The organism is Paraflavitalea sp. (genome assembly GCF_059502485.1).
The window spans coordinates 1-2,988 of record NZ_JCACET010000007.1 but is presented as its reverse complement, the minus strand read 5'-3'; the positions used below and the strand labels follow the sequence as shown (position 1 = coordinate 2,988).

The 2,988-nt window shown below is 72.8% G+C and carries 3 protein-coding genes; all 3 read right to left on the bottom strand.

What is annotated here, in order from left to right:
* Positions 1-2,315 (bottom strand): chemotaxis protein CheA (locus tag AC5JBY_RS02655; protein WP_495902998.1); only part of this gene is annotated, 2,315 nt, incomplete at its 3' end.
* A gap of 94 nt (positions 2,316-2,409) precedes the next feature.
* Positions 2,410-2,769, bottom strand: a complete 360-nt coding sequence (locus AC5JBY_RS02650) for a response regulator (RefSeq protein WP_495902997.1) — start codon at positions 2,767-2,769, stop codon at positions 2,410-2,412.
* Positions 2,770-2,772: 3 nt separating this feature from the next.
* Positions 2,773-2,988 (bottom strand): hypothetical protein (locus AC5JBY_RS02645; protein WP_495902996.1); only part of this gene is annotated, 216 nt, incomplete at its 5' end.

Here is a 2,988-nt window from a genome sequence, read left to right as displayed (position 1 = left end):
TTCCTCTGCTGTGACAGTCCCGGGAGGGCGTCGACGTCGAGGATGAGAGCGACGAGGCCGTCGCCGAGGATGGTTGCGGCGGAGACGCCCTCGACGCGGCGGAAGGAGGATTCGAGGTTTTTGACGACGACCTGCTGCTGTCCGACGATTTCGTCGACGGCGATGGCGAGGCGCGGCACGCTTTCGGTCTCGACGATGACGATGTTGGGCTCGGTTCCGATGGCGCGGATGCCGAGCAGGTCGCGCAGCTTGAGCAGGGGGGCGATTTCGCCCCGCAGCTGCAGGATCTGGCGGTTGCCGGGCAGCGTCTCGACGGTCTTGGGGTCGAGCTGCATGGTCTCCACGATGTTGGACAGCGGGAAGACGAAGCGCTCGGTGCCGGCGCGCACGATCATGCCGTCGAGGACGGCGAGCGTCAGCGGCAGGCCGAGCGTGAACTTGCAGCCGCGCCCGGGGGTGGATTCCACGGTGATGCGCCCGCCCAGCGCCTCGACGTTGGAGCGCACCACGTCCATGCCGACGCCGCGTCCCGACACGTCGGTGACGGTCTGGGCGGTGGACAGGCCGGGGTGGAAGATGAGGTTGTCGGCGTCCTCGGGCGAGGGGTCGGGGGCGTTGGCGGCGATCAGGCCGCGCGAGCGGGCCTTGGCGATGAGGCGCTCGCGGTTGATGCCGCGCCCGTCGTCCTGCACGCAGATGAGGATGCGCGAGCCGCGGTGCTCGGCCGAGACGCGGATGGTGCCGTCGGCGTTCTTGCCGGCCTCCAGGCGCTCGTCGGGGGTCTCCAGGCCGTGGTCCATGGCGTTGCGGATCATGTGGATGAGCGGGTCGGCGAGCTCCTCCACGATGGTCTTGTCGACCTCGGTGTCCTCGCCGGCGAGGACGAGATGGGCCTTCTTGCCGAGCGTGCGTTCCAGTTCGCGCACCAGGCGGGGCAGGCGCTGGAAGACGACCTTCACCGGCTGGGCCCGCACGGCCATGACGTTGTCCTGCAGTTCGCGGGTCTGGCGCCCGAGCGAGAACAGGGCGTCGACGAAGGCGGTGGCCTCGCGCTTGGCGAGCGCCGAGGCGCGCTCCGACAGCATGGACTGGGTGATGACGATCTCGCCGACGAGGTTCATCAGCCTGTCGATGCGGTCGAGGTCGACGCGGATGGTGCCGCCGCCGGTGCGCCGCTGCGGCCCGGCCGGGGGAGCGGCGGGCGAGGCGGCGGCGGGGGAGACGGAGGCGGGCGTGGCGGCCTGGGCTTGCGCCTCGGCCTCGGCGGCGGGCTCGCCGGGCTCGGCCTGGCCGGCGGGGGCGGCTTCGGCCATGGCTGCGGTCAGCGCCGCCTGCACGGCGGAGGGCGCCTCGGCGGCCGGCATGTCCTCGGGCAGGTCGCCTTCCACGATGGTCATCTCGTCGTCGGCGAGCAGGCTGTCGAGGGCGTCGTGGATGGCCTCCATCGGCGCCGCGGTGTCGAGCTTCAGCGTCCAGGAGAGATGGCAGTCGACGGGGTCGAGCTCGGCCAGAGGCGGGACGGCGGAGCTGTCGCAGGCGATCTCGACGGAGCCCAGCGCCGCCAGCGCGGCGACGGCGAGCCGCGGGTCGAGGGCGCGGCGGAAGAGGTCGCGGTCGGGCAGCAGGCGGATGGAGACGCGGCGGGTTCCCGGCGCGGCCTCTTCCTCCGGCGCCGGGGCGGCGGCGTCTGCGCCGTTCTCCTCGAGCTCGGGGATGGCGAAGAGGTCGGCGAGGTCGTCGGGGATGCCGTCCGGCACGCCGGCGCGGGAGGCAGGGGCGGGGGAGGAGGTTGCAGGAGATGAGAGGGCGGGGGAGGCGGCTTGCGCTTCCGCTGCCCTGGCTTCGGCGGCCTTGGCGGCGCCGACGGTGGCCTCGACCTGGGCGGCGACCTGGGCCTTGGAGTTGGCCTTGGGCTTGCTGGTGGCCTTGCCGCCGGCCAGCCCCTGCAGGGCGGCGATGAGGGCGGGGTCGACGGGGCACGATCCGGGAGGGGCGTCCTCGCGGGCGGCGGCGACGAGGGCGCCGAGCACGTCGCCGGCCTGCAGCATGACGTCGATGGGGGTGTCCTCGACGGCCAGCCGGCCCGAGCGCAGCGCGTCGAGGCAGGCTTCGAAGAGGTGGGCGAACTCGACGAGGTCGGCCAGCCCGAAGGCGCCGGCGCCGCCCTTGATGGAGTGGACGGCGCGAAACGCGCCGTTGATGTCCTCGGCCGTGGCGCCGCCTTCCCCGAGTGCGGCGAGGTGGCCTTCGAGCAGGCCGATGAACTCGTCGCATTCGTCGAAGTAGATGTTGCGGATTTCGGCGAGCGCGTCCATGCGGGGCGACCTCTGGTCGTGGCGTGCGGTCCGGGATCAAAGGGGTTGCGGCGGGGCCGGACCGGTGGCCCCGCGGCGCGGGCGGGGGCCCGCTCTAGCGGCGCAGGCGGCCCAGCATGTCGAGCAGCTTCTGCGGATCGAAGGGCTTGACCATCCAGGCGGTGGCGCCGGCCTTGCGGCCTTCCGCCTTGATCTCGGCGGCGCTTTCGGTGGTCAGGATGATGATGGGGACCTCGCCGCCGTCGGAGCGCGAGCGCACGGCGCGGGTGAACTCGATGCCGTCGAGGACGGGCATGTTGAGGTCGGTGATGACGACGTCGGGGCGCGCCTCGGCGAAGCGCGACAGGCCCTCCTCGCCGTTTTCGGCCTCCACCACGTCATACTGCGCGGCGCGCAGCGTCCGGCACAGGAGTTCGCGCAGCGTGCGCGTGTCGTCGATCGCCAGGATGCGCACTCGTCACTCCATCGAAAGGGTCATGAGGTCGCCGAAAAGGCCGAGCCCCTGGAAGGCGTCGACGAGCTCGGGCCGCGGCGAGACCAGCACGAAGGGCTGGCCCGTGGCCGCGGCGCTGCGCCCGGCCGCCACCAGAAGCTGCGCCAGCGCCGGCGGCAGCGACGCCGTCGCCGACACGTCCAGCCGCACCCCCGCCCCAAGCGCCAGGGCCTCCTTCAG